Source organism: Peribacillus sp. SIMBA_075 (assembly GCF_046534585.1).
This window is the reverse complement of the sequence record NZ_JAWRYN010001766.1, coordinates 1-229: the sequence shown is the minus strand read 5'-3', so window position 1 is coordinate 229 and position 229 is coordinate 1. Positions and strand designations below refer to the sequence as shown.

1 protein-coding gene is annotated in these 229 nt (G+C 48.0%); it reads right to left on the bottom strand.

Annotated features, from left to right (window positions below):
• Window positions 1-229: hypothetical protein (locus SB775_RS34500; protein ID WP_410865791.1), on the bottom strand; the 229-nt coding region annotated here is incomplete at both ends.

Below are 229 nucleotides of genomic sequence, written 5' to 3'. Positions count from 1 at the left end.
CGCCGATTTCATAGGACTCTTCAGAGCTATTGTTCACAGTTTCCGAGATGACGACTTCATTGGCGTTTTCAGGCAAGCGCCCTTCTGTAAGCGCAATCGGGAAATGTTCCATTCCTTGTGCTTCGAACTGGCGAAAATAAAGATAGTGCTTGGAGTCGGTTGACGGATTTTCAAGGTCAGCGAAGCCGTCCTTTGTAACGATGAGCTGTTCGGTATTGCCTTCTTGCTC